Here is a 23,439-nt window from a genome sequence, read left to right on the forward strand (position 1 = left end):
GGGAAACCAACCAATCATGCGGCACACAACCTTGACCGGACTAAGCGTCATCAGCGCCTGCGCACTGCTACTGGGCGCCTCCAGCGCCTTCGCCGAGACCACCGCGGACAGCGCGCTGAAAACCACCGTGGACGCCACCATCCGCCCGCTGATGCACCAGCAGGGCATTCCCGGCATGGCGGTGGCGATCATCGCCAACGGCAAGCGACATTACTTTAACTACGGGGTTGCCTCCAAGGACAATCAACAGCCGGTGGACAACGACACCCTGTTCGAGGTGGGTTCGGTGAGCAAGACCTACACCGCCACCCTCGCCGGCTACGCCCAGGCCAGCGGCAAGCTGGCCCTTGAGGACCACGCCAGCCAGTACCTGCCGGCCCTGCGCGGCAGTGCCTTCGACGGCATCAGCCTGCTGCAGCTGGGCACCTACACCGCTGGCGGCCTGCCCTTGCAGTTCCCCGACGAGGTGCAGGGTGAAGACAAGACCCTGGACTACTACAACACCTGGAAACCCACCTTCAGCCCCGGCACCCAGCGCCAGTATTCCAACCCCAGCATCGGCCTGCTCGGCTACCTGGCCGCCCGCAGCCTGGGCCAGCCCTTCGACCGGCTGATGGAGCAGACGCTGTTTCCCAAATTCGGCCTCAAGCACAGCTACATCCATCTGCCCAAGGACCAGCTGGGGCACTACGCCCAGGGCTACGACAAGCAGAACCGGCCGATCCGCCTCAGCCCCGGGCCGCTGGACGCCGAAGCCTACGGGGTCAAGACCAGCGCCCCGGACCTGCTGCAATTCATTGCCGGCAACCTGCAACCGGGCCAGTTCGACCGCCCCCTGCAACAAGCCATGGTGGCGACCCAGAGCGGCTACTACCAGGTCGGCGACATGACCCAGGGCCTGGGCTGGGAGCGCTACGCCTACCCGGTGCCCCTGGCGCGCCTGCTGGCGGGCAACTCATCGGCCATGGCCCTTGAGCCGCACCCGGTGCAATGGCTGACCCCGGCCGCAGCCCCCAAGGCCGACGCGCTGTACAACAAGACCGGTTCCACCAGCGGTTTCGGCGCCTATGTAGTGTTCGTGCCGAGCCAGCAGATCGGCATTGTCCTGCTGGCCAACAAGAACTACCCCAACGAGGAACGGATCAAGGCCGCCCACGCCATCCTCACGGCCCTGGAGACCGGGAAGTAATCAACCCGGCAGCCCCTCCGGTGCCTGCGCCTGCCCGCAACGCCACCTGATCTTCGGTCACGTGGCGTTTTTCCTGTTGCCTCGTCCAGAGTGGCGCCTAGACTCAAACCAGCCCCCTCGACCGCGCACTCGGGCCAGGCCAGCCACTGGCCCGGCGCTTGCAGCGCCGGGCCTGATTCAAGGTTCGCGCTGAACCTTCTGCCAGGCTTTCCGGTCGATAACTGCAACCTGGCCAGGCTTGCCGGCGCTGCTGCGCCGGACATCGCCCGGGCACCACAGCCGCTGGAGAAACGTCCGTGATATCGACCCTGCAGATCGCCAGAATCAAAGCCTGGGGCGCCCATGGCTTCACCGCCACCGGGGTGGTCAGCGCCTTGCTCGCCACCCTGGCACTGTTCGACAACCAGCCCAAGGCCTGCCTGCTATGGCTGGGGGTGGCGCTGCTGGTGGATGGCGTCGACGGCTCCCTGGCGCGCAAGGTCAAGACCAGCTCGGTGCTGCCCAACATCGACGGCTCCGTGCTGGACCTGGTGATCGACTACCTGACCTATGTGTTCATCCCGGCGCTGTTCATCTACCGCTACATTCCCCTGCCGGAATACAGCGCGCTGCTGGCCACCTCGCTGATCCTGCTGTCGTCGCTGCTGTGTTTCTGCAACGTCAACATGAAGAGCCACGACAACTACTTCCAGGGCTTTCCCGCGGCCTGGAACGTGGTCGCCCTGTGCTTCTATCTGATCGAGCCCGGCCCCTGGCTGAGCCTGCTGAGCATCTTCGCCCTGGCCCTGCTGACCGCCACCCGGGTGCAGTTCCTGCATCCGTTCCGGGTACGTAAGTGGATGGGGCTGAACATCATCGTGACCTTCGTCTGGCTGCTCAGCGGCGCATTGCTGATCCTCAGCCACCCGCTGCACAGCCCGCCTATCATGGGCTTGTGGCTGGCAGCCTCGGCCTACTTTCTCGGCGTGTGCCTGTGGCGTTCGGCCCAGGAATGGTTCAGCAAGGCCAGCTGAACCCGGGCCGCGCGAACCATTGCCGGGGCCCGGCAAGCATGCAAGACTCCTGCGCCCAAGCCTCTGCAGCAGAGGCTTGGCGACTATTTGCCCGCCCGATGAGCGGGGACGGGTGCCTACGGCACCTCGGGCTGGCCGATCGCCGCGCTCAGGGCCAGGGCCAGTTCCGCCACCGAGTAGGGCTTTTGCAGGAACACGAATTCCCGGGTCTGGCCCTGGGCCAGGGCCGGGCTGTAGCCGCTGGTGAGGATGACCGGCAACCGCGGGTAGTCGCAACGGATCCGGCTGGCCAGTTCGATACCGCTCATGCCCGGCATCACCACATCGGAAAACACCGCCTGGAATCGGGTCCGCTCCTCGCCCAGGCGGCGCAGGGCCTCCGCCGCGCTGGTGGCCCATTCGGTCTGGTAGCCCAGCTCGTTCAGGGACTGGGCCAGCAGCACGCCGACTTCGGGATTGTCCTCCACCACCAGCAGGGTCATGCCCTGGCCGTCGATCATGGGCACCACCGCCTGGGTTGGCGTCGGCAAGCCGGCCAGGGCCTCCGCGCGCGGCAGGTACAGGGTAAAGCACGTGCCCTGCCCCGGCTGGCTGTGCACCGCCAGGCCGCCGCCCGATTGCTGGGCGAAACCGAACACCTGGGACAAGCCCAGGCCGGTGCCCTTGCCCACCTCCTTGGTGGTGAAGAAGGGTTCGAAGATCCGTTCGATCTGCTGGGGGTCGATGCCGGCGCCGGTATCAGTCAGGGATACCGCGACAAAGTCCCCGGCCTGGGCACCCTGGCTGGCACTGGGGGGAATCTGCGCCACCCGCTCCACAGCCACCACCAGCAAGCCTTCGCCCTGCATGGCGTCCCGTGCATTGACCGCCATATTGATCAGCGCCGTGTCGAACTGGCCGGCATCGGCGTGGATGTAGCAAGGCTGCTGCGGCAACTCGATACGCAGTTCGATGCAGGCGCCGATCAGTGGATTGATCATCTGCGCCAGCAACTGCACGCTGGCGCCGACGTCGAAGGTCTCCGGGCGCAGGTTCTGCTGGCGGGCATACGCCAGGAGCTGGCCGGTGAGCTTGCTGGCGCGGTCGACGGTGTCGGAAATCGCCTTGATGTACAGCTGCCGGCGCTCTTCGCTGAGGTTGCGGCGCAACAGGTCGGTGGAAGAGCGGATCACCGTCAGCAGGTTGTTGAAGTCGTGGGCCACGCCACCGGTCAGTTGCCCCACCGCCTCCATCTTCTGCGCCTGGCGCAGGATGTCCTCGGTCTTGCGCAGCGCCTGGGCGGCCTCGCGCTCGGCCTGCATGTCACGGCCCACGGCGTGAATGTGGTGCGGGTCCGGCACGGCGCTCCAGGCCATCCAGCGATAGGAACCGTCGCGGTGGCGAAAGCGGTTCTCGAAGCGCGAAAAGCTCTCGCCCCGGGACAGATCGGCCGCCGCCCCCGCTGCGGCCAGGCTGTCCTGGGGGTGGATGAAATCGTAGAAACTGCTGCCTTCCAGTTCCTCGCGCTGCCAGCCCAGGAGCTGGGTCCAGGCCGGATTGACGGCGACGATGCGGCCATTGAAGTCCGCCACCAGCATCAGGTCCGTGGACAGCTGCCAGATCCGGTCGCGCTCCTGGGTACGCTCCTGGACCCGCTGCTCCAGAGACTCATTGAGCCGCCGCAGTTCCTCCTGCGCCTCGCGGGTGGCGCTGATGTCCCGGGAAATGCAGAGGATCTTCTCCGGCTGGCCGGCCGCGTCGAGCATCGGCGTAACCTGCACATCCCACCATTTGGTGCGCCCCTGGAGGGTATCGGCGGCGCCCTGGAACCGCGCCGAGCGACCCTGGCGCGCGGCAGCAATGGCATCCCGGGCCTCCTGGTGGCCCTGGCCCTGCCAGAAGTCCGGCCAGGGACAGCCCCGCACCGCATTGAAATCACTGACCTCCATGACCCGCAGGCCACCTTCGCTCATGAACGACAGCTGGCCATCGAGGTCCAGCACCTTGATGCAGTCGTTGCTGGCGGCCAGCACCCGGGTATTGAGCTCGCGGGTTTCGCGCAGGTGCGCCTCGGTCTGCCGGGCGTGCCGGGCCAGCAGCACGCGATCGGTGGTCTCCACGGTGTGGCACAGCACTCCGAGCACCTGTTCGTCGTCCTCGTCATACACCGGGCTCATGGAGAACGACCACCAGGTCAGCTCTTCGCCAGGGTAGCGCTGCATGTTCACCGGCAGGTCTTCGTGGCGGCAGGAGTAACCGAGAAACGCCTGCTCCACCATCGGCTGGACATCCGGCCAGGCATCGGCCCAGAGGGTCTGGATGGTCTGCCCCAGGGCATTGGCCAGGCGCGGGCCGAGGACCGGGCGGTAGGCATCGTTGAAGAAGAACTGCATCTGCGGCCCCCACAGCAGGTACAGGCTCTCCGGGGACTCGAGCATCTGGCTCAAGGTACTGCGCAGCAGGCCGGGCCAGCCTTCACGAGGGCCCACCGCGGTCTGCGACCAGTCGAAGCGACGGATTGCAGCACCGATCTCGCCGCCGCGGGAGGTCTTGGGCGCTGCACCACGAGGTGGGGAAGTAGTCATGAACACATCACAGAAAAGGAAAAAGGCAACACTGCCATCCAATGGCCAGCGCAGGATAACTGACCCCGTGGATCCGCAGAAGTTGGCAAGCGGCAACGCTGATTCGACAACGGCGGCCAAAGTGCCCGGCGAATGCCTTTAAACCCGCGCCGGCCTGGGGCATTCTGCACCGGCATTGCCACCTGCCCGCCGAGAACCGCGCGATGAATACCACCACCTTGCTGCTCTACACCTCCAGCTGTTTTATCGGTGCCCTGATTCCCGGGCCGACCTCACTCCTGGCCATGGCCAACGGCACCTCGCGCAATCGCCAGCTGGTGGCGGTAGGCATGGCCGGTGCGGCACTCTCGGATGTGCTGATCATCGCTGCCGTGGGCCTCGGGCTGGGGGCCATGCTGATGGCCTCGCAGCAGTTGTTCATGGCCTTGAAATGGCTCGGGGTGTGCTACCTGGCCTGGCTCGGCATCCAGCTCTGGCGCAGTGCGCCCCAGGCCCTCGGAGCCCAGCAGGTGCAGGCCGGGTCACGGCGCGTCGAGGTGTTCCGGCGCAGCTTCTCGGTGGCCATGACCAACCCCAAGGTGCTGCTGTTCTTCACCGCGTTCCTGCCGCAGTTCGTCGACCCCGCCCAGCCGGTCTTCATCCAGTACGCCACTCTGGCGCTGGTCACTGCGGTGGTGGAGGTGCTGGTGATGGGGCTGTACGCCGCGGGTGGCGTGCAGGCGGCGAAGTTCCTGACCGCCAGCGGCATGCGCCGGCTCAATCAATGCTGCGGTGCGGCGATGCTGGCGCTGGCGGGGTTTCTAGCGCTGTATCGGCGCAGCTGAAACGCCGCGCCAGGTTTCAGAAGGCCAGCTTGTAACCGATGGAAAACAGCATGACCGCCAGGCACGGGCGCAGGATCTCGTCGGAAATGCGCCCGGTCATGTGGCTGCCGATCCAGATCCCGGGCAAGGAGCCCATCAGCAGGAAACCCAGCAGGTGCCAGTCCATGTTGCCCATGCTGGCGTGGCCCAGGCCTGCCACCAGGGTCAGGGGTACGGCGTGGGCGATTTCAGTGCCCACCAGGCGCTTGGTGGCCAGGAACGGATAGAGGATGAACAGCGCCACGGTGCCCAGTGCACCGGCGCCGATGGAGGTCAAGGCAACCATGGTGCCCAGGATCACCCCGGTGACCACGGTCAGGCCATTGAGCCCGCCGGGGCTGGGCTGGTAGTCGCTGCCATGGCGCTGGGCGAAGGCCATGAGTTTCTTCTTGAAGACAATGGCCAGGGCCGTGAGCAGCAGGACGAACCCCAGCCCCTGCTTGATCACCGCGTTCAGGGCCTGGGGGTCGGTGTCGAGATTCTTCAGGAACCACAGGGTCAGCGCCACCGCCGGCACGCTGCCCAGGGTCAGCCAGCCGGTGATGCGCCAGTCGATGTTGCGGTTCTTCTGGTGCACCAGCACCCCACCGGATTTGGTGATGGCCGCGTACAGCAGGTCGGTGCCCACGGCCGTGGCCGGGTTGATGCCGAACCAGAGCAGGATCGGGGTCATCAGCGAACCGCCCCCCACACCCGTCATGCCTACGATGAAACCCACTACCAGGCCCGCGACTACAAAACCGAAGTTACCCACATCCATCAATAAAGCCCTACAAATCACGCGGCCAGGTCAAAAACTGGCGGCAGCATAGCGGCTAAAGCTTATGTCCATTTATATGAATAAAATCTAACGTTATAACCAGGCCCATTTTTCTCATGCACAAGGCGCATGGCAGCCCCTGCGCAATTGCAGCCGCCACATGCCACGGCGCCCCTGGCACGCGGCTAAAAAAAACACTTGCCGACAGACGCCGAACGCTCTGCGCTGCACATCAGGGCCGCGGCATCCGGTATTCTGCCGGTCGCTTGCCGGGGCACCCGGCCTGGCACTCCCCCTGGCTCGTGCCCCACACCCGATTCCAAGGAAGGCCCATGACCTCTGCCGACACCTCGTACCAGATCGAGCACCAACGCATCCGCTTCAGGCGCCAGAGCCTGCAACAGGAAGCCCCCGAAACCGGCGCCCCCGGCCGGGGCAACTGGGGGCTGGCACTGTCCGGTGGCGGCATTCGCAGTGCAACCTTCGGCCTTGGGGTGCTGCAGGCCATGGCCCGGGCTCCGGCCCCCGCCGAGGCGCAACCACAGCCTGCGGGCGCGCGCGAACACAGCCTGCTGTCGCGCATCGACTACCTGTCCACGGTCAGCGGCGGTGGCTATATCGGCAGTTTCTTCAGCAGCCTGTTCCTCCCCGGGCGCCTGCAGCCGCAGGCTCCCCAGGACCCGGTGGCCCATGCCGCCCACAACGCCTACCAGGCCCTGCGCTTCGAGCCGCCGGGGCGCATCAGCACCGGCGTCGACTACGCCACCCGGCCACCGGGCCAGGGCCCCGCGGCCTGGCTGCGGGAAAACGGCCGCTACCTGACCCCCACCGGCTCCGGCGACATGCTCTATGCCCTGGCCATGACCTGGCGCAACTGGCTGTCGCTGCAGGCCATGATCGGCCTGCCCATCGTGCTGCTGCTCAGCCTGCTGAGCCTGTTCCAGGTCCTGAGCCAGGCCAGCCTGCTGCTCTGGCCGCTGATGGCCGGCGTGCTGTTCGCCCTGCCCTGCGCCGTGGCGTACTGGCTGGTCATTCCCCAGGGCGACCTGGACCGGCCGCCGAGCATGGGCAACGCGGCGTACCGGATCATGCTCGGCATAGTCATCGGCCTGTGGCTCAGCGGCGCCCTGGCCTACTGGCTGGCCCAGTGGCAGGCAGTGGGCGCCCTGACCCTGGGCTGTGCCCTGGTGGGCAGCTGCGCCTTGCTGATCACCCGGCAACTGGTGCGGCGCCTGGCCGACAACCGCGACCCGGCCAAGGACAACGCCTGCGCCAACAGCGTGCGCAACTATCGGGTGCAGATCACCCGCGCCCTGGGCCGGGCGATGGCCGCGGTGGCGGTGCTGGGTTTTCTCGCCCTGCTGGTGACTGCGGCCCAGGCGCTGTACAGCTACCTGCACGACCTGAGGGCCCTGGGCAGCCTACTGTTGCTGGTGGGCCTGGTGTGGCTGGTGCGGCGCCTGGCCCTGCTCAAGGATGAAAAACGCCTGCCGGGCTGGATGCACAAGCTGCCGCTGGACGTGCTCGCGCTGATTGCCGGCGGCCTGCTGCTGAGCCTGCTGTGCCTGTGCTGGGGCTTGCTGGTGCAGTGGATCGCCCACGACGGCGGGGTGGCGTCCGGCGACCACGCGGTGGCCTGGCGGCTGGCGGCGCTGAGCCTGCTGGCGGCCGTGCTGACCCACATCAGCGGGCGCTTCATCGGTTTCCTCAATACCTCATCGCTGCAGGCCTTCTACTCGGCGCGGCTGATCCGCGCCTACCTGGGCGCCTCCAATGGCCGACGCTTCAACGGCCCGGCCGCACAGCGCCGCACCTACATGAGCGTGGCCGAGCCCATGTCCAGCGACGACCTGTCGCTGCAGCAGTACTACGCCAGCCCCAGTGCCGGCCCGGTGCACTTGATCAACGTCACCATGAACCTGACCGTCGACCCGGCCGAACAACTGGTGCAGCGCGACCGCAAGGGCAAGCCGCTGTGCATCGCGCCGAACTGGGCACCCGACAGCCCGGCCCCCAGCGCCGAATGCCCGGCAGAACGCTACATTCTCGATGGCACGGCCTATCGTCGCGACCTCGACCATGGCCCGGCCTCGGAGATCATGAGCCCGCTGACCCTGGGCCAGTGGATCGGCGTCTCCGGCGCCGCCTTCAGCACCGGCCTGGGTCGCGCCACCAGCCTCGGCATGTCGCTGGTGCTGGGGCTGGCCAACGTGCGCCTGGGCATCTGGTGGCCCAGCCACTTCCTCGACCCCGGGCAACAGCACTGGGTGCCCCGGGACCTCAAGCCCTGGACCCGCTACGGCACCCAGGCCTACCTGTTCTATGAACTGACCGCGCGCTTTCACGGCTACCGCCGCGACTACCAGTACCTGTCAGACGGCGGGCACTTCGAAAACACCGGTACCTACGAACTGCTGCGCAAGGAGCGCAAGGTGGAATTGATCGTCACCTGCGACGCCGGCTGCGACCCCGACTACCAGTTCGACGACCTGGCCAACCTGGTGCGCCTGGCGCGCATCGACCAGGCGCTGGAGATCCGCGAAGACCCGGGGGCTCTGAGCCATCCGCAGCTCAAGACGGTGTTTGCCAGCCTTGAGGAATTCCGCCAGCCACCGAGCGCCGAGAACCAGAAGTGCGCCCTGCTGCTCAACGTCCATGCCCACTCCCCGGGCAGTGACGATGACCTGTGCCAGACGCCCCACTGCCGGATCCTGGTGCTCAAGCCCCGGCTGATCGCCGGACTGACGCCGGACGTGCTGAACTACGCCCGGACCAATCCGGGCTTTCCCAACCAGAGCACCGTGGATCAGTTTTTCGACGAGGCGCAGTTCGAGAGTTACCGGCAACTGGGCCTGAGCATTGGCCAGGCAGTCTTCGGCACCCAGTGCCAGCCCAGCGAGATTGCCCAGGCGTTGTGGCGGTATCTGCAATAGCCCCGGCAGCGCCGGGGCCTGCCGGTCAAGGGGTCTTGTGCCGCTTCACCGCTTCCAGCCATTGCGCTTCAAGGCGTTCCTGGTGCGGGTCGATGCCATGCTCGGCCAGCAGCGCCAGATGCCGCTCCACCTCACCGTGCATCTGCCCGTGGGCGCTGGAGTTGGCGTCCAGCTGGTGCATCTGGATCAGCCCCAGGTGATAGAAGCGCAGCAGCTTGAGGGCCGCAGGATCACCTGCCGCCACCCCGGCGGTGACCTGGTGCATGACGTTGGTCACCCGCATCAGGCTGCGCTTGAGGCGCCAGCCATAGACCGCCGCCGCCATCCACGGCTTGCTCCAGAACACACTGCGCAACAACGCCGCGCTGATCAGCAGGCCGGTGAACACACCTGCCGCGTTCCACAGCAGGTTGTCCCCGCCGGGCTGGCCGAACAGCGCCACCGCCGCGCTGGAAAACAGCATGGCCAGGGCAATGAACACCAGCGCGATGATCAAGGTGCTGCGCCGGGTTTGCCGACGGTAAGTCTCAGGGTCCTGCGGGGTGATGACGAACATGGGCGCGACGGGCTCCAATGGCTGAACGTGAGTGGCTGGCGCGCATTATCACCGCTGGACCGGCCGCCGGTGGGTTAAACGGGAAAAATATCCCATTAGGCTGATCCAGGTCGGTGTATTCCCCTGCCCCCGCGTCAACGCCGCTGCAACGACCGCCCCAGGCGCCGCCAGCCCAGCACCACCCCGCTGGCGCTGACCAGCAAACCTCCGGCGCTGAAGGCGATCATCCACAGATCCCACAACGGCCGGTTGGCCAGCAGCGGCAGCCAGTCCCAACTGTGCAGCAGGGCGAACAGCCAGCGCGAGGCGCGGCGCGGCTGGTCCAGTTGGCCGACGATGGCGCCGGTGTGCAGGTCCAGGTGCAGCCAGGTCTGCGCCGGGTCGTCGAAACGCACCCGCAGCACCGGCAGGCGCTGCTGCAGGTGGCCCATCATGCTCTGCGGTTCCCGGGCGTAGTAATAGAAGTCGTAGGCGGCAAGTTGCTCGACGAGCATCGGTTGCCCTGGCCGGATGGCCCAGGCCGCCTGCTGCAAGGTGCCGGGGTGGAACCGGCGCTGGACCCGATCCCCGGCCATGTCGAAGATCCGCGTACGCCCGGCGCCGTCATAGCCAATCACATACCCCTTGCCGGCGATCATCCGCCACTCCAGTTCCCGGGCCTGCAGGCCGTCATCGGCAAAGCGTTGCAGGACCTGCCCGGCATTCAGCGGGAAGGCCAGGGCGCCCAGTGGACCACCCTGGTACGCCGCCACCGACAAGGGCTGGGCGCTGCTGAAGAGCTTCCACGGGTTCATCGACATCAGGCCACTGAAGATCCAGGTGATCAGCAGCACGCCGAACAGCATGCCCCCCAGGTGATGCCAGCGGGCAAAACCCTGGTACGGCGAGTGCGAGCCGTTGCGGTAGGTGCGCTTGAAGCGCCAGCGCAGCACGCCCACCGCCAGGCCGAGCACCGCCATCAGGGTGGCGGCCAGGGACAGGTAGGTGACGATCGGCCCCCAGGCGCCATCGATGCCGATGCCCCGCAACGGGTACAGCCAGTGCAGCCAGGCGCCGATCCAGTTCCAGCCGCGTTCGCTGGCGGTAGCGTCACGCACCACCTCGCCGGTGGTGCCGGAGATATACAGCAGGCGCCGCTCGGCATCGGCAATGGCCACCCGGTGCAGCGGCCGGTCGGCATCCAGGGCCCGGGACAGGCTCCACATGTCTTCCTGCACGACGCCACGATCACGCGCCACCGCTTCGGGGGCGAACTGCCGGGCCGCGGCCAGGGCTTCGACCCTATCGGGGGGCGCCGCCGGCTGGCCGCTGTGGGAGTCGACCGCCACCTTGCGCGGCCCGGGGTATTCAAGGATGTAGCGCGGCTGCCCCGCCACCGTGGTCAGGCGGATGCGGGTGGGCGGCTGGTGCGGATCGGCGGCGTGCAGCACCTGCCCCAGGTCGGCTGGGGCCGGCTCCAGTTGCAGCACCGGCAGGTGGGCCAGGTGCTCGGCCGGGGTCAGCTTGGGGTAGCCGACATACAGCATCACCACCCCGGAGATAAACCACAGGGCCATGAACAGGCAGGCAACGATGCCCAGCCAACGGTGCCAGAGGTACAGGTAACGCTTCATCACGGGTAACTCGCAGATGCGCGGGGCGCCACCGGGCGCCCCGCTGGCTCAGGTTAAAAGCGCGTTTGCAGCGCCAGTTCGAAGGTCCGCGGCGCCCCCAGGTACAGCTGGCTCGGCGCGGTGGTGCGGGCGTAGACCTGATCGGTGAGGTTGCGCACCCGCCCGGTGATCCGCGTATCGGCGTTCACCTGATAGCCGACAAAGGCACCGAAGATCGTGTAGGCCGGCGCGTAGCGGCTGTTGGCCGCATTGGCGTACATCGAAGACACGTAGCGGGCGTCGCTGCCCACCTGCCAGGACGGCGCCAGGTCATAGGTCAGCCACAGGTTGCCGACCTTGTCCGGAGTGTTGGTAGGCCTGTTGCCCTTGCGCGATACCGGGCGCCCGCCGACGTTTTCATAGAACTCGTCGTATTGGGCATCGACGTAGGCGAAGTTGCCTTCGGCCAGCAGCCTGGGCGTCACCCGCAGCGATGCCGCCAGTTCCACGCCCCGGGAAGACTGCTGCCCCACCGGTTGGCTGCTGCCGGGGTTGCTCGGGTCGGCGGTGGACAGGTTCTTGCGCTCGATGCGGTAGGCGGCCAGGGTCGCCGAGCCGCGGCCGTCGAGGAAATCGAACTTGCTGCCGACCTCCCACTGGTTGCCGGTGCTCAGGTCGAAGTCGCGCACCTGGCCATAGCTGGCGGTGGTCAGGATGCCCGCCGGCGGGTCGGCGGCGGTGCTGTATTGCACGTACACGTTGGCCGCCGGGGTCAGCTCGTAGACCAGCCCCAGGCGCCCGGTGGTCGGGCGGTATTTACGCTGGAAGAACGCCGGGTTGGCCTCGGTGACGGCGCGGTAGTTGGTCACCTGCAGGTCGATCTGGTCGTGGCGCAGGCCGCTGAGCAGGGACAGGCGCTCGCTCAGTTGCAGGCGGTTTTCCAGGAACAGGGCCCAGGTGTCCACCTGGTTGCGGCGGTTCTTGTCGAAGCCGCGCTGCATGCCGGGCAAGTCCCAGAAGCTGCCCGGGTCGAAATCGCCCGGATCAACGCCGGGCAGTGAGCCCGACACCGAGCGCGGGAAGTTGCTCATCACGTTGTGGCTGTAGTCGATGCCCGCCGACCATTGGCTGTCCAGGCCGAACAGCGTGTTGTGATGCAGCAGCTCGAAGCGGTTGCCATTGAGTTCCTGGGCGTGGCGCTGGAGCAGGATGCCGGAACGCACCACCTGGCTGTTGTCGCTGTTGTAGGCGTAGGTCTCCAGGTTGCGGTATTCGCGGTCGGCGTTGTAGTGGTACAGGGTGTTGCGCAGCGAAGTACGGTCATCGACCTGATAGTCGATGATCGAGCGCAACCACTGCACCCGCTGTTCGTAACGGCCATCACGGACGTTGTAGTTCTCGAAGCGCCGGCTCTTGTCCACCTCCATCTTGCCCCCCAACGGGTTCAGCGCCGGGGTGCCCCAGTAGGGGCTGTCGACGCGCTCGTCCTGGTACTCGTAGGCCAGGGTGTGGGACAGCTGGTCGTTGAAATCCGTCAGCAGGGAGAAGGCCGTGGTCCAGGCGTCGCGCTGTTCACGGTCGACATAACCGTTGCTGGTGGTGTGGCTGAGGTCCAGGCGCGCGTAATGCCGCGGGCCGGCCCCCTCGTTCAGCGCGTGGTTGAAGCCGAAGGAGGTTTCAGTGCTGTCGTAGGAGCCGTAGCTGACCCGCCCTTCATTGAACGATTCGGTGCGCGACGGCAGCTTGGTGATGTAGTTGATCGAACCGCCCACCGCGCCGGCGCCGTAGAGAAAGCTCGACGGGCCGCCGACGGCCTCGACCCGGTCGTAGATCCAGCTGTCCACCGGGCGCGCGGCGATGGAGTCGTACTGCACGCTGATGCCATTGAACAATTGGGTGATCTGCGCCCCGGAGAAGCCGCGATAGGACACGAAGCCCGGCACCCCGGGGGACGAGGCCGCGTTCATCCCCGGCACGCTGGCCAGGATGTCCTGGGTATTGGCGGCGCCACGCTGCTCGATCTGCTGGCGGTTGACCACACTGACCGAAGCCGGGGTTTCCCGGGGCGTCAGGCCCAGGCGCGAGCCGGTGCTGCCCTGGGTATCGAGTTGCAGGCCGATCTTGCGTTCTTCGTCGGTGCTGATGCGCATCTGCGGCAACTCCAGCGGGGAGTCGGCCAGGGCATTGAACGACAGGGCGCAGCACAGCGCCGCGCAGTGGGGGGAGCGATTGAGGTGTTTCATGGACTCGGACTCGAAAAAAAATCATCGAACAGCGTCCGGCAACAGTCGCCGGAGCGACCGTGCAGCTAGTGCCGGAGGACGAGAAAGCGCGACCGCCGATGACGGTCGCCGGAGCGAGTCAGCCCAGAGGAGGTGCCCGGGGATTGAGCGCAGGCCAGCAAGAGCGCGGCGGTGCCTTGCTGCGCTGCTCGCCCCCCAGCCGTGGCGGGCGTTGGCGGCGCAGCATCCAGCCCAGGCAAAACAGCAGCGCGATGCCCAGGCTCACGGCCGAGCACAATGGGCACATGAACGTGCTCAACCCACCGGCGACGGCCTGATCGCTGAAGTCGCCGTCCAGGGCCGGGCCCGGGTTGCCCATGGCGGAACAGAATTGCCCGCCGACGCCATTGAGCTCCAGCCCGGCCATCTGCCCGTGGCCCAGGCCACAGACGAACACGTTGAACAGCACGCAGAAATACAGCGTCCAGGCAATGTGGGGGCGATGGGGGGAGGCATGGGTCATGGCGGCAAGATTAACAGTGAAAAAAGCGGCGGAAAATCACCCATGCAGGGCAAGCGAGACTCATGGGCCTGCCAGCGGTGAGGTTGTGGCGATCTTTATAGCCGACTCCCGAAGAGTGCAGTGTCGGACCAGAACTAAAAAGAAGGCGCATCGCCTCACCTTCAAAGCAGCTCCCAGCCCATGCGGTCCCTGTAGCCGCCGCAGGCTGCGAACGACTGCGAAGCAGGCGCCGCTCTTGAGAGTGCTGAAGGTCCTGCGGCCCTTGTCGCAGCCTCGCAAGCTCGGCAGCGGTTACAAGCAGCGTCACCCTTCATCCTTATCGCCAGGCTATGTGCCCCAGCGCACAGACAACCCTCGCCTCTGCCCGGCAACCTCAAGGTTGCAGATTTTTGCCTGACACGCTCGTCGCGACGGTGCCTCGATTTGACCGCACGCCCCGCTCCCGGCCCTCCCTCGCACCCCGTGCCGAGGGACGGCTCTGTTATGCCAAGGAAAACATGGACAGTCATTGGACCCACGCATTCCTGAGGTTCTGGCGGCTGCCCGCCGCCCGATACGGCCAATGGAAGGCCTCGCGCAACAGCGTCGAATACCAGGCGCCGCTGCGCTCGGAGCTGTTCAGCACTGAACAGATGGCCCGCCACGGCACCCTGCTGGCGCAACAGCATCGCCTGAGCCCGAGCCGCACCCCAGACTGGCTGCTGGCCCGCCTGGCGGACAACGCCAGCGCCCTGGCCAGTTGCTGCAAGAGCCTGACCGCCGCCACCCACGCCTCGCCCCGGGCCACCCCCGCCGCGGAATGGCTGCTGGACAACTACTACCTGCTGGAAGAACAGATCCGCATCACCCGCACCCACCTGCCCCGGGGCTACAGCCGGCAGTTGCCGCGCCTGGCCAACGGCCAGTCGGCGGGCCTGCCGCGGGTCTATGACATCGCCCTGGAAACCATTTCCCACGGCGACGGCCGGGTCGACACCGACAGCCTGGGGCGCTTCGTCGACAGCTACCAGAGCGTCACCCCGCTGATGCTCGGCGAGCTATGGGCAATCCCCATCATGCTGCGCCTGGCCCTGATCGAGAACCTGCGCCGGGTGGCCTTCCGGGTCATGGCCAACTGGAGCGAACGCAACCTGGCCAACGACTGGGCCGACCGCCTGATGGAAACCGCCGAGCAAGACGCCAAGAGCGTGGTGCTGGCGGTGGCCGACATGGCCCGCTCGGCACCGCCCATGACCGCCGCCTTCGTCGCCGAGCTGGCGCGTCGCCTGCAAGGACAGAACGCGGCCCTGGTGCTGCCCCTGGCCTGGATCGAGCAACTGCTGGGGGAAACCGGGCTGAACATCGAGCGCCTGGTGCAGCTCGACGCCCAGCAGCAGGCCGCCGACCAGGTCTCCATCAGCAACAGCATCTCCAGCCTGCGCCTGCTCTCGGCCAGCAACTGGCGCGAGTTCGTCGAGCTGATGAGCCGGGTCGAACAGGTACTGGAACAGGACCCCGCGGGGGTCTACCGACGCATGGATTTCGCCACCCGCGACCATTACCGCCATGTGCTCGAACGCCTGGCCCGGCACTGCCGCCACAGTGAAGAACAGGTGGCCCGCCAGTGCATCGAGCTGGCCCGCGCCCAGTACCGCGCCGAGGCGCCGGAAGCCGTGGCCGGCCACGTCGGTCACTACCTGATCGGCGCTGGCCGGCGCACCCTGGAACAGCAGATCGGCGCCCGAGTCCCCCTGGCTGAACGTGGCCGCCGCCTGCTGACCCAGGCGCCCCTGGGCTTTTTCCTGGTGCCGGTGATCCTGCTCTCGGCCCTGTTCGCCTGGCCCTTCCTCAGTGCCCTGTATCAGGAAGCGACTTCCGGCCACTACTGGCTGGGGCTGTTGGCGGTGCCGGCGCTGCTGCTCGCCAGCCGGCTGGCCATCGGCCTGATCAACGGCCTGGTGACCCTGACCGTGGCCCCCGGCATCCTGCCGCGCCTGGACTACAGCGAAGGCATTGCTCCCCGAGCCCGGACCCTGGTGGCGGTGCCCTGCCTGATCGGCTGCACGGCGGATGTCGAGGAGCTGGTGGAAGGGCTGGAGGTGCGCTTCCTGGCCAACCGCGACGCCCAGCTGTATTTCGCCCTGCTCAGCGACTTTCTCGACGCCCCCAGCGAAACCCTGGACGCCGATGCCGGCCTGCTGATGCTGGCCCGGCAACGGATCGAGGCGCTGAACCTGAAGTACCCCGAAGAAGCCGTGGAGCGCTTCTACCTGCTGCACCGGCCACGCCTGTGGAACCCGGCGGAACATTGCTGGATGGGCCACGAACGCAAGCGCGGCAAGCTCGAAGACCTCAATGCCCTGCTGCGCGGCCGGGGTCGGGAGCGTTTTTCGCTGATCGTCGGCGATATCCAGGCACTGCCTGAAATCACCTACGTGATCACCCTGGACAGCGACACCCAGTTGCCCCGGGACGTGGCCCAGCAATGCGTGGGGGCCATGGACCATCCCCTGAACCGGCCCCTGGCCGACCCGTTGAGCGGGCGCATCGTCAGCGGCTACGGGATTCTCCAGCCGCGGGTCGGCATCAGCCTGTCGAGCACCGCCCGTTCGGCCTATGCCCGGCTGTTCGCCAGCGACGCCGGGATCGACCCCTATACCCGCGCCGTATCGGACGTCTATCAGGACCTGTTCCAGGAAGGCTCCTTCGTCGGCAAGGGCATCTATGCCGTAGACACCTTCGAGCAGACCCTGGGCGGGCGCTTCGCCGACAACCGGATCCTCAGCCATGACCTGATCGAGGGCTGCTACGCCCGCTCCGGGCTGCTCAGCGATGTGCAGCTGTTCGAGGAATACCCGGCCCGCTACAGCGCCGACATCAAGCGCCGCCAGCGCTGGATCCGCGGTGACTGGCAACTGCTGCCGTGGCTCCTGCCCTGGTCGCCCAAGGCCGGTGGAGGCCTGGAAAGCAATCGCCTGAGCCCCCTGGCGCGCTGGAAGATCCTCGACAACCTGCGCCGCAGCCTGGAGCCCATGGCCCTGCTGGGCATGCTGCTGTGGGGCTGGCTGGGGGCCACCCACCCCGTGGCCTGGACCCTGGCGGTGCTGATTCTGCTGCTGGTGCTGCCACTGTCGGCGGCCTTTCGCGAGCTGCTGGAAAAGACCCCGGATGTGCCCCTGCAACAACATCTGGTGGCCGCCTTGGGCACAGCCGGCCAGCACCTGTGCCGGGCGCTGCTGCCCCTGGCCTGGCTGCCCCATGAGGTGGCCTACAGCCTGGGTGCCCTGGGCCGCGCGCTATGGCGCATGAGCATCAGCAAGGAGTATCGCCTGCAATGGCAACCGTCCCGGGAAGCCGAACGCGGCCCCGATGACAGCCTGCTGGAGCTCTACCGGCGGATGTGGGTCGGCCCGGCCCTGGCGTTGCTCCTGGCCGGGCTGTCGTGGCCGCGCCCACAGTTGCTGGTGGCCGTGCCCCTGCTGCTGGCCTGGCTGGCCGGCCCGGCCCTGGCCTGGTGGCTGAGCCGCCCCGCCAGCCAGGTGGCCTTCGTGCCCAACACGGGCCAGCGGCGTTTCCTGCAGAGCCTGGCCCGCCGCACCTGGGCCTTTTTCGACCAGTACGTCGGCCCCCAGGACAACTGGCTGGCCCCGGACAACCTGCAGGAGCAACCCCAGCAGCGGGTAGCCCATCGCACGTCCCCCACCAACCTGGGCCTGGCCCTGCTGGCGCACCTGGCGGCCCATGACTTCGGCTACCTGAGCAGCAGCCGGCTGCTGCAGCGCCTGGAACGGATGCTCGCCAGCATGGGCCGGCTGGAGCGCTATCGCGGGCACTTCTACAACTGGTACGACACCCAGAGCCTGGAGCCCTTGCCACCGCGCTATGTGTCCACGGTGGACAGCGGCAACCTGGCCGGGATGCTGCTGACCCTGCGCCCGGGCTTGCAGGGCCTGAGGGACAGCCCGCCGTCCCCGGTGCAGATCGCCAACGGCCTGCTGGACTGCCTCGACGTGCTCCAGGACGCCCTCACCGCAGCGGGTCAGGACACCGCGGCCGTACTGCGCTGGCGCCTGGAAACCCGCGCCGTGCATGAACATCTGAGCCTGCATGCCGGGGTCAGCGCCGAGGGCCTGCTGGGCCTGTTGCAACGCATTGGCGAGAGCGCCGCCGACTCCCACGGCGAGGCATCCGATGACAGCGCCTTCTGGCACCAGGCGCTGACCGCGCAATGTCGCGACCTGCATGACGAATTGCTCTGGCGCACCCCACCGCCCATGGCCGACGGTCGCCGCTTCGGCCTCCTCAGTTGGCGCCAGCTGGCCGAGCTGGACACCGACTATTGGCTGCCCCGGCACCATGGGCGGATCGCCGCGCTACGGGAACTGGCGCTGGAACGCTGCACCGCGGTGAACCAGTTGCTGGAGCAGGTGACCGGCATGGCGCAGATGGATTTCGGCTTCCTCTACGACACCCGGCGCCATCTGCTGGTGATCGGCTACAACGCCGACGAGCACCGCCTGGATGCCGGCTACTACGACCTCTTGGCCTCGGAAGTGCGCCTGACCCATTTTGTCGCCATCGCCCAGGGGCAGTTGCCCCAGGAAAGCTGGTTTGCCCTCGGCCGCCTGCTCACCAGCAGCGCCGGTACCCCGGTGCTGCTGTCCTGGACCGGTTCGATGTTCGAATACCTGATGCCGATGCTGGTGATGCCCAGTTACCAGGGCACCCTGCTGGACCAGACCTGCCACGCCGCCGTGGCCCTGCAGATCGAGCACGGCCAGCAACTGGGCCTGCCCTGGGGCGTGTCCGAGTCGGGCTACAACACCCTCGACAGCCAGTTCAACTACCAGTACCGGGCGTTCGGCGTGCCGGGGCTGGGGCTCAAGCGTGGCCTCGGCGCGGAACGGGTGGTGGCGCCCTACGCCAGCGTCCTGGCGCTGATGGTGGCGCCCCAGGCAGCCTGCCAGAACCTGCAGCGCCTGGCCCAGTTGGGCCTGCAGGGCCGCTTCGGCCTCTATGAAGCCGTGGACTACACCGAGTCGCGCCTGCCCCGGGGCCAGAACCATGCCGTGGTGCAATCGTTCATGGCCCACCACCAGGGCATGAGCCTGCTGTCCCTGGCATGGCTGCTGCTGGACCAGCCCATGCAGCGGCGCTTCGAATCCGACCCGCAGTTCCAGGCCATCGCCCTGCTGTTGCAGGAACGAGTGCCGAAAACCGCTGCCCAGTACCTGCATGCCGCCGGTGCCCCGGCGGCCGACGAAGCCGCCCGGGCCCACGAGAACAAACTGCGGGTGTTCGCCGACCCGGACCGCAAGCGCCCGGCGGTGCAACTGCTTTCCAACGGCCACTACCACGTCATGCTCAGCAGCGCCGGCGGCGGCTACAGCCGCTGCAACGAGCTGGCGGTGACCCGCTGGCACGAAGACCCGACCCGCGATCACTGGGGCCAGTTCTGCTACCTGCGGGACGTGGCCAGCGGCACGTTCTGGTCCGCCGCCTACCAGCCGACCCGAGGCCGCCCTTCAAGCTTCGAGGCGATCTTCACCGACGCCCGGGCCGAATTCCGCGTGCGTGAACAGGACTTCGACAGCCACACGGAAATCGTCGTGTCCCCCGAAGACCCCATCGAGCTGCGCCGCCTGCACATCTGCAACCGCGCCCGGGTACGCCGCAGCATCGAGCTCACCAGCTACGCCGAAGTGGTGCTGGCCCCGGCTCCAAGCGATGCCGCCCACCCGGCCTTCAGCAACCTGTTCATCGAGACCGAGCTGCTGCCCGATTGGCAGGCCATCGTCTGCAGCCGCCGTCCACGTTCCCAGGAGCAGCCGGTGCCCTGGATGTGCCACCTGCTGGCGGCCCACGGCGTGGACATCGACGCGATTTCCTATGAAACCGACCGCGCGCGCTTTATCGGCCGTGGCCGCGACCTGGCCGCGCCCCAGGCCCTGGACCCGCAGACCGAACGGCTCTCGGGCAGCGCCGGGCCGGTGCTCGACCCGATCGTGGCGATCCGCTGCCGGATCACCCTCGACCCCGGCCAGAGCGCCACCATCGACCTGGTGACCGGGGTCGCCGAAAGCCGTGAACACTGCCTGCAACTGATCCACAAATACCGCGACCGGCACCTGGCGGACCGGGTCTTCGACCTGGCCTGGACCCACAGCCAGGTGCTGTTGCGCCAGCTCAACGCATCCCTGGCCGAGGCCCGGCTGTTCCAGCAGATGGCGGCCTCGCTGCTCTACGCCAACGCCACCCTGCGCGCCGACAACAGCCTGCTGCAGGCCAACCGGCGCAGCCAGTCCGGGCTCTGGGGCCAGGGCATTTCCGGCGACCTGCCGATCGTCCTGCTGCAAGTGGGCGACCTGGCCAACATTGCCCTGGTGCAGCAGTTGATCAAGGCCCACGCCTACTGGCGGCAAAAAGGCCTGGCGGTGGACCTGGTGATCTGGAACGAGGACCAGGCGGGTTACCGCCAGCAGCTCCAGGACCTGATCATGGGCCTGGTGACCTCCGGCAGCGAAGCCAGCCTGATCGACCGCCCGGGGGGCATCTTCGTGCGCCCGGCCCAGCAACTGTCCGGCGAGGACCGCACGCTGATGCTGGCGGTGGCGCGCCTGGTGGTCAGCGACAGCCGCGGCAGCCTCGCCGAGCAAGTCCACCGGCGCCGCGCCGACCCTTCGCTGCCGCGCCTGGAAGCGCCCCTGGTACGCCTGCCACCACCCGCCAGCCGAGCCAGCACCGCTGCAGCGCCAGAGCTGATCCTGGAAACCCCCTACGGCGGTTTCAGCAGCGACGGCCGTGAATACCTGATCACCCTCAACCCCGGGCAGCCGACGCCCGCGCCCTGGGCCAACGTGCTCGCCAACCCGCTGTTCGGCACGGTGATTTCGGAAACCGGCGGCGCCTACAGCTGGCGTGAGAACGCCCACGAATACCGCCTCAGCCCGTGGCACGACGACCCGGTCAGTGACCCCAGCGGCGAGGCCCTGTACCTGCGCGACGAAGACAGCGGGCGGGTCTGGTCGCCCACTCCCCAGCCCTGCCCCGGAAGCGGCAGCTACCGCACCCGCCACGGCTTCGGCTACAGCGTCTTCGAGCATGAAGAGGACGGCATCCACAGCGAGCTCACGGTTTATGTGGCGCTGCAGGCGCCGATCAAGTTCTCGCGGCTGAAGATCCGCAACCTCAGCGGTCGGCCACGGCGCTTGTCGGCCACCTGCTATGTGGAATGGGTGCTGGGAGAGTCCCGCAGCCGCTCGGCCATGCACGTGGTCAGCGAAAGCGACCCGGTGAGCGGCGCACTGTTCGCCCGCAACCCCTACAACATGGAGTTTTCCGGGCACACGGCGTTTCTCGATACGGACGCCGAGGTCAGCAGCTTCACCGGCGATCGCAGTGAGTTCATCGGCCGCAACGGCAGCCTCGCGGCGCCGGCAGCCTTGACTCGGGGGCGCCTGTCCGGGCGCTCCGGTGCCGGTTTCGACCCCTGCGCGGCGATGCAGGTGAGCCTGGAACTGGAGGACGGCCAGAGCCGGGAGGTGCTGTTCCGCCTGGGGGCCGAAGTGGATGCCAAGGCCGCCACCCGCCGGGTCCTGCAGTACCGCGGCAGCCAGATGGCGCAGGCCGAGCTTGCGGCCGTGCACCAGCATTGGCAGCGCAGCCTCGGCGCGGTACAGGTGCGCACACCGGACCCGGCCATCGACGTCATGGCCAACGGCTGGCTGATGTACCAGACCATTGCCTGCCGCTTCTGGGCCCGCAGCGGTTTCTACCAGTCCGGCGGTGCCATCGGCTTTCGCGACCAGTTGCAGGACAGCATGGCGATGATCCACGCCGAGCCGGCCCTGGCCCGCGAGCACCTGTTGCTGTGCGCCGCCCACCAGTATCCCGAGGGCGACGTCCAGCACTGGTGGCACCCGCCACAGAATCGCGGGGTGCGCACCGGCTGCTCCGATGATTTCCTGTGGCTGCCCCTGGCCACCAGCCGCTATGTACAGATCACCGGCGACCACAGCGTGCTGGAGGTCGAAGTGGGTTACCTGGAAGGCCGCCTGCTCAATTCCGGGGAAGAGTCCTACTACGACCTGCCCCAGGCCAGCGGGCTGCGGGAAAGCCTCTACCTGCACTGCCGGCGCGCCATCGAGCACGGCCAGCGGCGCGGGGTCCACGGCTTGCCGCTAATGGGCACCGGGGACTGGAACGACGGCATGAACCGGGTCGGTGAACACGGCCTGGGGGAAAGCGTGTGGCTGGGCTTCTTCGGCCATGAAGTGCTGCAACGCTTTGCCGTCACCGCCGAGCAGCACCAGGACCCGGACTTCGCCCGGGAGTGCCGCGCCCAGGCCCTGGCCTTGCGCGCCGCCCTCGACAGCCAGGCCTGGGACGGCCAGTGGTATCGCCGCGCCTGGTTCGACGATGGCCAGATCCTGGGCAGCGCCAGCAACCAGGAGTGCCGCATCGACTCCATCGCCCAGAGCTGGTCGGTGCTGTCCGGCGCCGCCAGCGATGCCCGCCAGCACCAGGCCATGGCCTCCCTGGACCAGCACCTGGTGCGTCGCGACAGCGGCGTGGTGCTGCTGCTCGACCCACCGTTCGCCCACAGCTCCCTGGACCCGGGCTACATCAAGGGCTACGTGCCCGGGGTGCGGGAAAATGGCGGCCAGTACACTCATGCCGCGGTCTGGGCGAGCATGGCCTTCGCCCGCCTGGGGGACAGTGCCCGGGCCTGGGAGCTGCTGCACATGATCAACCCGGTAAGCCGGCGCAGTGCCGAACAGGTCGCCACCTACCGGGTCGAGCCCTACGTGATGGCCGCCGACGTCTATGGCGTGGCGCCCCACACCGGGCGTGGCGGCTGGAGCTGGTACACCGGTTCGGCGGGCTGGACTTACCGGCTGATCGTCGAGTCGCTGCTGGGCCTGCGCCGCGAAGGCCAGAGCCTGTACATCGAACCGGTGATCCCGGCGCATTGGCCGGGCTACAGCCTGGACTATCGGTTCGGCGAGACGCTCTACCGTATTGAAGTGCGGCAGAACCCCGGCGCCACCCTCAGCCTGAGCCTGGACGGCCGGCCGCTGGTGGGGCTGGCCATACCGCTGCTGGATGACGGCAGTACGCGCCGGGTGCTGCTCACCTGGCCCGCGGCCCTGCCCGCGCAGGCCGGGCATACCCCGACAGCGACCCATACGGAGCCGGCACCATGACAGACACCCGGCCACACCCTGGACTACCCTGAGTGAGCG

The 23,439-nt window shown here is 67.5% G+C and carries 11 protein-coding genes; 5 read left to right on the forward strand and 6 right to left on the reverse strand.

What is annotated here, in order from left to right; genetic code table 11:
* Positions 1 to 16: 16 nt before the first annotated feature.
* Together ampC and pcsA are read left to right on the forward strand one after the other, a co-directional pair.
* On the forward strand, positions 17 to 1,189 hold the full coding sequence (gene ampC / locus AC1RMG_RS21275; protein ID WP_011062337.1) for a class C beta-lactamase: 1,173 nt from the start codon (positions 17 to 19) through the stop codon (positions 1,187 to 1,189).
* Between the two features lie 296 nt (positions 1,190 to 1,485).
* Entirely contained in the window at positions 1,486 to 2,202 is a 717-nt protein-coding gene (pcsA, locus tag AC1RMG_RS21280; RefSeq protein WP_011062338.1) for a phosphatidylcholine synthase, read from the forward strand.
* Between the two features lie 116 nt (positions 2,203 to 2,318).
* Here the strand turns inward: pcsA and AC1RMG_RS21285 are convergent, their stop codons facing one another.
* Complete coding sequence (locus AC1RMG_RS21285; RefSeq protein ID WP_015636392.1) at positions 2,319 to 4,766, reverse strand: PAS domain-containing protein; 2,448 nt, start codon at positions 4,764 to 4,766, stop codon at positions 2,319 to 2,321.
* A 203-nt stretch (positions 4,767 to 4,969) separates the two neighbouring features.
* On the opposite strand from AC1RMG_RS21285, the gene AC1RMG_RS21290 reads away from it, so the two are divergent.
* Complete coding sequence (locus AC1RMG_RS21290) at positions 4,970 to 5,590, forward strand: LysE family translocator (protein ID WP_152686327.1); 621 nt, start codon at positions 4,970 to 4,972, stop codon at positions 5,588 to 5,590.
* Between the two features lie 16 nt (positions 5,591 to 5,606).
* On the opposite strand, the gene AC1RMG_RS21295 is transcribed toward AC1RMG_RS21290, so the two are convergent.
* A complete protein-coding gene (locus AC1RMG_RS21295; protein WP_011062341.1) occupies positions 5,607 to 6,389 on the reverse strand; it encodes a sulfite exporter TauE/SafE family protein in 783 nt (260 codons plus the stop codon).
* A gap of 332 nt (positions 6,390 to 6,721) precedes the next feature.
* Here AC1RMG_RS21295 and AC1RMG_RS21300 point away from each other — a divergent pair, with 332 nt between their 5' ends.
* Positions 6,722 to 9,322 (forward strand): hypothetical protein, encoded by a 2,601-nt coding sequence (locus tag AC1RMG_RS21300; protein WP_493170169.1) that lies wholly within the window; start codon positions 6,722 to 6,724, stop codon positions 9,320 to 9,322.
* 25 nt (positions 9,323 to 9,347) lie between these two features.
* On the opposite strand, the gene AC1RMG_RS21305 is transcribed toward AC1RMG_RS21300, so the two are convergent.
* The 4 genes from AC1RMG_RS21305 to AC1RMG_RS21320 form a co-directional block, all read right to left on the reverse strand.
* A complete protein-coding gene (locus AC1RMG_RS21305; protein ID WP_011062343.1) occupies positions 9,348 to 9,878 on the reverse strand; it encodes a DUF3087 domain-containing protein in 531 nt (176 codons plus the stop codon).
* Positions 9,879 to 10,012: 134 nt separating this feature from the next.
* Positions 10,013 to 11,491: a PepSY domain-containing protein gene (locus AC1RMG_RS21310; protein ID WP_410919474.1), complete on the reverse strand. Its 1,479-nt coding sequence runs from the start codon at positions 11,489 to 11,491 to the stop codon at positions 10,013 to 10,015.
* A gap of 53 nt (positions 11,492 to 11,544) precedes the next feature.
* Positions 11,545 to 13,713 (reverse strand): TonB-dependent receptor, encoded by a 2,169-nt coding sequence (locus AC1RMG_RS21315; RefSeq protein ID WP_123472796.1) that lies wholly within the window; start codon positions 13,711 to 13,713, stop codon positions 11,545 to 11,547.
* Positions 13,714 to 13,831: 118 nt separating this feature from the next.
* The gene (locus tag AC1RMG_RS21320; RefSeq protein ID WP_015636398.1) at positions 13,832 to 14,215 is read right to left on the reverse strand and encodes a DUF2946 family protein; all 384 of its coding nucleotides are present in this window, start codon (positions 14,213 to 14,215) and stop codon (positions 13,832 to 13,834) included.
* A gap of 497 nt (positions 14,216 to 14,712) precedes the next feature.
* Between AC1RMG_RS21320 and AC1RMG_RS21325 the strand changes: the two genes are divergently transcribed.
* Entirely contained in the window at positions 14,713 to 23,400 is an 8,688-nt protein-coding gene (locus AC1RMG_RS21325; RefSeq protein ID WP_493170172.1) for a glycoside hydrolase family 94 protein, read from the forward strand.
* Positions 23,401 to 23,439 lie beyond the last annotated feature (39 nt).

The sequence above is a fragment of the Pseudomonas sp. GW822-FHT04H02 genome, assembly GCF_058800645.1.